General features: G+C 72.3%; 7 protein-coding genes. 1 reads left to right on the top strand and 6 read right to left on the bottom strand.

Translation table 11 applies throughout. The annotated features are described in order from the left end of the window. Window positions 1-109 precede the first annotated feature (109 nt). From der to ACFV9O_RS17870, 6 genes are all read right to left on the bottom strand, one after another. Window positions 110-1,558 carry a ribosome biogenesis GTPase Der gene (der, locus tag ACFV9O_RS17895; RefSeq protein ID WP_385418623.1) on the bottom strand — a complete coding sequence of 483 codons (1,449 nt, stop codon included), beginning with the start codon at window positions 1,556-1,558 and terminating at the stop codon, window positions 110-112. A 78-nt stretch (window positions 1,559-1,636) separates the two neighbouring features. Continuing rightward, a complete protein-coding gene (locus ACFV9O_RS17890; RefSeq protein WP_385418730.1) occupies window positions 1,637-2,248 on the bottom strand; it encodes a lysophospholipid acyltransferase family protein in 612 nt (203 codons plus the stop codon). 53 nt (window positions 2,249-2,301) lie between these two features. Then, on the bottom strand, window positions 2,302-2,982 hold the full coding sequence (cmk, locus tag ACFV9O_RS17885) for a (d)CMP kinase (protein ID WP_385418620.1): 681 nt from the start codon (window positions 2,980-2,982) through the stop codon (window positions 2,302-2,304). A 396-nt stretch (window positions 2,983-3,378) separates the two neighbouring features. Continuing rightward, a complete protein-coding gene (locus ACFV9O_RS17880; RefSeq protein WP_385418617.1) occupies window positions 3,379-4,464 on the bottom strand; it encodes a prephenate dehydrogenase in 1,086 nt (361 codons plus the stop codon). After that, window positions 4,461-4,823, bottom strand: coding sequence for a chorismate mutase (gene aroH, locus ACFV9O_RS17875; protein WP_385418614.1), 363 nt, complete (start codon window positions 4,821-4,823; stop codon window positions 4,461-4,463). Before aroH ends, ACFV9O_RS17880 begins: the two co-directional genes overlap by 4 nt. Window positions 4,824-4,971: 148 nt before the next feature. Further along, a complete protein-coding gene (locus ACFV9O_RS17870; protein ID WP_385418611.1) occupies window positions 4,972-5,421 on the bottom strand; it encodes a YidB family protein in 450 nt (149 codons plus the stop codon). A gap of 164 nt (window positions 5,422-5,585) precedes the next feature. On the opposite strand from ACFV9O_RS17870, the gene ACFV9O_RS17865 reads away from it, so the two are divergent. Continuing rightward, window positions 5,586-6,263, top strand: coding sequence for a hypothetical protein (locus ACFV9O_RS17865; RefSeq protein WP_385418608.1), 678 nt, complete (start codon window positions 5,586-5,588; stop codon window positions 6,261-6,263). Window positions 6,264-6,281 lie beyond the last annotated feature (18 nt).

Here is a 6,281-nt window from a genome sequence, read left to right as displayed (position 1 = left end):
GGGGAGGGGGAGGAAAAAGAGGGAGGGGGGGGGGTCGTTCCCCTCCCTCTTCTTTTTTTCTTCCCTCCCCCTGCCCGCTGTCCAGGCCGCGCTGTTTCTGCTTTCCGCGCTACTTCTTCTTGCCGCGCTTCTCGCGCACCCGCACCGAGATGTGGATCGGGGTGCCCTCGAAACCGAACTCCTCGCGCAGCCGGCGCTCGACGAAGCGGCGGTAGCCGTGCTCCAGGAAGCCGGACGCGAAGAGCACGAAACGCGGGGGCTTCGTGCCCGCCTGCGTGCCGAACAGGATGCGCGGCTGCTTGCCGCCGCGGATCGGGTGCGGATGGGCGGCGACCAGCTCGCCGAGGAAGGCGTTGAGCCGGCCGGTCGGAACGCGGGTCTCCCAGCCCTCCAGCGCCGTCTCGATCGCCGGGACCAGCTTCTCCATGTGCCGGCCGGTCGAGGCCGAGACATTGACCCGGGGCGCCCAGGAGACCTGCTGCATCTCGGTCTCGATCTCGCGCTCCAGGTAGTAGCGGCGCTCCTCGTCGAGGGTGTCCCACTTGTTGTACGCGATGACGAGCGCGCGGCCCGCCTCGACGGCCATCGTGATGATCCGCTGGTCCTGGACGGAGATCGACTCGCTCGTGTCGATCAGGACGACGGCGACCTCGGCCTTCTCGACCGCCGCAGCGGTGCGGAGCGAGGCGTAGTAGTCGGCGCCCTCCTGGAGGTGGACCTTCTTGCGGATGCCCGCGGTGTCCACGAACTTCCAGGTCGTGCCGCCGAGTTCGATGAGCTCGTCGACCGGGTCACGGGTGGTGCCCGCCATCTCGTTGACGACGACGCGCTCCTCGCCCGCGACCTTGTTCAGCAGGGACGACTTGCCGACGTTCGGGCGGCCGATGAGGGCGATGCGACGCGGGCCGCCGACCGCGGCGCCGAACGTCTGGGCGGGGGCGTCCGGAAGCGCCTTGAGGACCTCGTCGAGGAGGTCGCCGGTGCCACGGCCGTGCAGGGCGGAGACCGGGAACGGCTCACCGAGCCCGAGCGACCAGAGCATCGCGGCGTCGGCCTCGCCGGAGGGGCCGTCGACCTTGTTGGCGGCGAGGACGACGGGCTTGCCGGCGCGGCGGAGCAGCTTGACGACGGCCTCGTCGGTGTCGGTGGCGCCGACGGTGGCGTCCACGACGAAGACGACCGCGTCGGCTGCCTCGATCGCGAACTCGGCCTGGGCGGCGACGGAGGCGTCGATGCCGAGGACGTCCTGCTCCCAGCCGCCGGTGTCGACCACCTTGAAGCGCCGGCCTGCCCACTCGGCCTCGTACGTGACGCGGTCGCGGGTGACGCCGGGCTTGTCCTCGACGACGGCCTCGCGACGGCCGATGAAGCGGTTCACCAGGGTCGACTTGCCGACGTTCGGGCGGCCGACGACGGCGAGGACGGGCAGCGGGCCGTGGCCCGCCTCCTCGATCGCGCCTTCGACGTCCTCGAGGTCGAAACCCTCCTCCGCGGCGAGCTCCATGAACTCCGCGTACTCGGTGTCGCCGAGTGCCCCGTGGTCGTGCTGGTCGTTCATGAAGTCCGTTCCTCGTTCATTGGTGGTCGGTGAGCCGGGGCGGGCCCGTGGGCCCGGGGCTCACTACTGAAGTCTCGCTCAGCGCCCGGTGAGGCGCCTGGCGTTTTCCAGGTGTGCGGTGAGCCGCTCCTGGATGCGTACGGTCGCCTCGTCGAGCGCTTTGCGCGTACGTCGTCCGCCCGCGTCGCCCGCGGCGAAGGCGTCACCGAAGACGACGTCGACGCGGCTGCGCAGCGGGGGCAGCGCCCGTATCAACCGTCCGCCCCTCGCTCCATCTTCCCGCCCGTCCCTGCCTGTGGTTCCCAGCACCGCGACCGGGACGATCGGGGCGCCGGAGCGGACGGCGAAGTAGGCGAGGCCGCCGCGGATGGAGGCGAAGTCGCCCTCGCCGCGGGTGCCCTCGGGGAAGATGCCGAGCACACCACCGTTCTCGAGCACCGCGAGCGCGTTGGAGATCGCGGTGCGGTCGGCGTTCTCGCGGTCCACCTTCAGCTGCCCGATTCCGGTGAGGAACGGGTCGAGAGGCCCGACGAAGGCCTCCTGCTTGATCAGGAAGTGCACCGGCCTCGGGGCCGTGCCCATGAGCATCGGCCCGTCGATGTTGTGCGCGTGGTTGACGGCGAGGATCACCGGGCCGGTGGCGGGAACCCGCCAGGCGCCCAGGACCCGCGGCCTCCACAGCGTGTGCATGATGCCGATGCCGATCCGCCGGCCGACGGCGGCGCCCTTCGCGGACGGTGCGGTCACTTCGCTGCCCGCTTCTCCTCAACCAGGGTGACGACGCACTCGATGACCTGCGCGAGCGTGAGGTCCGTGGTGTCGACCTCGACGGCGTCGCCCGCCTTGGCGAGGGGGGAGGTCTTCCGGCTGGAGTCGGCCTGGTCCCGCTTGATCAGCGCGTCACGGGTGGTGGCGAGGTCGGTCGCCTCCTTGCCCTTCAGCTCGCCGCTGCGGCGTGCGGCGCGGGCCTCCGGGGAGGCGGTCAGGAAGATCTTCAGGTCGGCGTCGGGCAGGACGGTCGTGCCGATGTCCCGGCCCTCGACGACGATGCCCTTCTCGGCGGCGGCGGCGATGGACCGCTGCAGCTCGGTGATCCGGGCGCGCACCTCGGGGACCGCGCTGACCGCGCTGACCCTGGCGGTCACCGCCTGCGTACGGATCGGCCCGGACGCGTCCAGCCCGTCGACGGTGATCGTCGGCGCGGAGGGGTCCGTACCGGACTCGATCACCGGCTTCGCGGCGGCGCTCGCGATCGCGAGCGGATCGTCGACGTCGACACCGTTGCTGATCATCCACCAGGTGATCGCCCGGTACTGTGCGCCGGTGTCGAGGTAGCTCAGCCCCAGCTCCGCGGCAACCGCCTTGGAGGTGCTCGACTTGCCCGTGCCGGAGGGGCCGTCGATGGCGACGATCACGGATTCCACGGTGTCGGAGACCTTCCTGATACGCGTTTACGGGCAGGCCGAATGCCAAGGTGCCCCGCACAAGGTTACCGAGTGCGGGCCCTTGCCCATGCACCCGTATGCACGCCCCGGACCCCGGGGCCGCTGCGCGCGGCCTTTCCCCCACCCGACCGTCCCCGAACTGGGGGCTTCGCCCAAGGCCCCGATTGCGGGGGCTCCGCCCCCCCGAACCCCCACCGCCCTGCGGGCGTGGGCCCCGAGCGGGGCCGTAGTTCGGGGCTCCCCGGTGGACCCCGGGCGGGGCGCCTTTGGTGCCCGTCCGGCGTTCGAGGACCGAACTCCGGCCCGCCGGACGGCGTCGTCGGGCCTGGCTGCCCGCAGGGCACCACGGGGCCCGGGGGCCGAGCCCCCGAGTCGCTACTGCCGCAGCGCCCAGCCCCGCTCCCGCAGGGCCGCGCTCAGGACCGGGGCCGCGGCCGGCTCCACCATGAGCTGGACCAGGCCCGCCTGCTGGCCCGTCGCGTGCTCGATGCGTACATCCTCGATGTTCACGCCCGCCCGGCCCGCGTCCGCGAAGATCCGGGCGAGTTCGCCGGGCTGGTCGCTGATGAGGACGGCGACGGTCTCGTAGGTCGTCGGGGCCGCGCCGTGCTTGCCGGGGACGCGCTCGCGGCCGGCATTGCCGCGGCGGAGGACGTCCTCCACGCCGTCGGTCCCCTCACGGCGCTTGTCGTCGTCGGAGGACTGGAGGGCCCGCAGGGAGCGGACCGTCTCGTCGAGGTCGGCCGCGACGCCCGCGAGGACGTCGGCGACCGGGCCCGGGTTGGCGGAGAGGATGTCGATCCACATCCGGGGGTCGGAGGCCGCGATGCGGGTGACGTCGCGGATGCCCTGCCCGCACAGCCGCACCGCCGTCTCGTCCGCGTCCGCCAGCCGCGCCGCGACCATCGACGAGATCAGCTGCGGGGTGTGGGAGACGAGGGCGACAGCACGGTCGTGTGCGTCGGCGTCCATGACCACCGGGACCGCGCGGCACAGCGCGACCAGCTCGAGCGCCAGGTTGAGCACCTCGGTGTCGGTGTCCCGGGTCGGTGTGAGGACCCAGGGCCGGCCCTCGAAGAGGTCCGCGGTCGCGGCCAGCGGGCCCGACCGCTCCTTGCCGGACATGGGGTGCGTGCCGATGTACGTCGCCATGTCGACGCCGAGTGCCTCCAGCTCGCGCCGCGGCCCGCCCTTCACGCTGGCGACGTCGAGGTAGGCGCGCGCGGCCCCTTCGCGCATCGCCTCGGCCAGGGTCGCGGACACGAACGCGGGCGGTACGGCCACGATCACGAGGTCGACCGGCCCCTCGGGCGCCTCGTCCGTACCCGCGCCGAGCGCCGCCGCTGTCCTGGCCTGCGCCGGGTCGTGGTCCCTGAGGTGGACCGTGACGCCCCGGCCGGCCAGCGCCAGCGCTGCCGACGTACCGATCAGCCCCGTTCCGATGACGAGCGCGGTCCTCACTGGGCGATGTCCTTGCGGAGGGCGGCCGCGGCACCGAGGTACACATGCGCGATCTCGGACTTGGGCTTGTCGGACTCGACGTGCGCGAGGATCCGCACGACGCGCGGCATCGCCCCCTCGATGTCCAGCTCCTGCGCGCAGATCAGCGGTACGTCGACGATCCCGAGGCCGCGCGCCGCCGCGGCGGGGAAGTCGCTGTGGAGGTCCGGCGTGGCCGTGAACCAGACGCTGATCAGATCGTCCGCGGTGAGCCCGTTCCGCTCCAGGATGGCGGTGAGCAGCTCACTGACCTGCTCGTCCATGTGCCCGGCCTCGTCCCGTTCCAGCTGGACGGCTCCCCGGACGGCTCGTACCGCCACGTCGTGCTCCTCACCTGTCGTTACTGCGCGTGCTCCGATCAGCGTAGTCAGGTGCCCGGACACACGATCGCGGCGACCGTCCTCCGAGACAGGAGGTGCGGCCGCCGCGGTTCGGCTGTGGGGGCGCGATCGGATCCCCTGCTGCCGGTCAGATGCGCTGCTGCCGGATGATGTCCTCCAGCGACCCGGAGGGGAGCCGGCCGTTGGGCGTGAGCTTGTCGACGGCCTGCGGCAGGGACTGCGCGATCTCGTCCGCGGCCTGCTGCGGCGTCACACCCGTCTCCTGGGCCACCTTGTCCAGCGTCTCGGACGGCAGCGCCTCGGCGATCTGGGTGCCGCTGACCGGCTGGTTCTCCCCGGTGCCGACCCAGGACTGGGCCTGGTCGACGAGGCCGGACCTGGTGAGCATGTCCAGGAGTCCGCCGAGCGGGTCGGCTCCGGCCGCACCGCCGGCGCCGCCGCCACTGCCACTGCCACCGAGTGCACCGAGCAGCGCTCCGAGGATGTTTCCGGCGCCGCCCTGGCCACCGCCCTGGCCACCGCTCTGGCCGCCGCCGAGCAGACTGCCCAGAAGGCTCCCGAGATCATTTCCCGCCATGGCCCTGCCTCTCACGTATCGAAATGTGGGGGTCCACGGCCAATGTCACCTGCCCCCGACGGTGCCGCCACCCGGACCACTACGGAACGTCGAGCGGTGGACACAGGGCGTCACATCCGTTTGCATGGAATTCCACTTGCCCGCCGTCCCTGCGGAAGGCGCCGATGAAGCACCCGGGACCACTGATCACCCTGCTCGCCGGACTGGTGCTCGGCCTGTTCATGCTGTCGCTCAACGCCACGACCGGTGAGCCGGTGCCCACGGCGCGCAACCGCCCGTCCGTGAGCCCCAGCCCCAGTCCGAGTCCACCCGCGCCCCCGACGCCACCCCCGTCCCCGACGCGCACCCCGCCCCCGGCTACGACTGCGAGTGCCGGGCCGCGGACCGAGTACGCGGGCCGGACCACCGACGACACCGCGTCCGTCGCCATCTCGCTCCGCGGCGACCAGGCCATCGCCTACGTCTGTGACGGCCGCACCCGGGAGGCCTGGATGCGCGGCCCTGTCGAGGAGGACGGGGACATGCATCTGACCAGCAGCGACACCAACGCCAAGCTGGACGGCATCCTGAGCGGGGGCAAGGTCACAGGAACGGTCGACGTCGGCGACCGCAACTGGTCGTTCACCGCCACCAAGGCGGTCAAGCCGTCCGGGCTCTACCGGGCCACCGCCGAAGTGCGCGGCGCCGAGCTCAAGGGCGGCTGGATCATCCTGCAGGACGGCCGCCAGGTCGGCATCGTCACCCGCGACGGCAAGCCCGCCGCCGCTCCCCCGATCGACCCGAAGACCGGCGCCGTCACGGTGGACGGCACCCAGCTGACCGCCCGCCCCGTCGCCCCCTGAGCGTCCCCAGCGTCCCCG

It is taken from the genome of Streptomyces sp. NPDC059909 (assembly GCF_042730885.1).
Lineage (GTDB): Bacteria > Actinomycetota > Actinomycetes > Streptomycetales > Streptomycetaceae > Streptomyces.
This window is presented reverse-complemented; position numbering and strand designations above follow the sequence as displayed.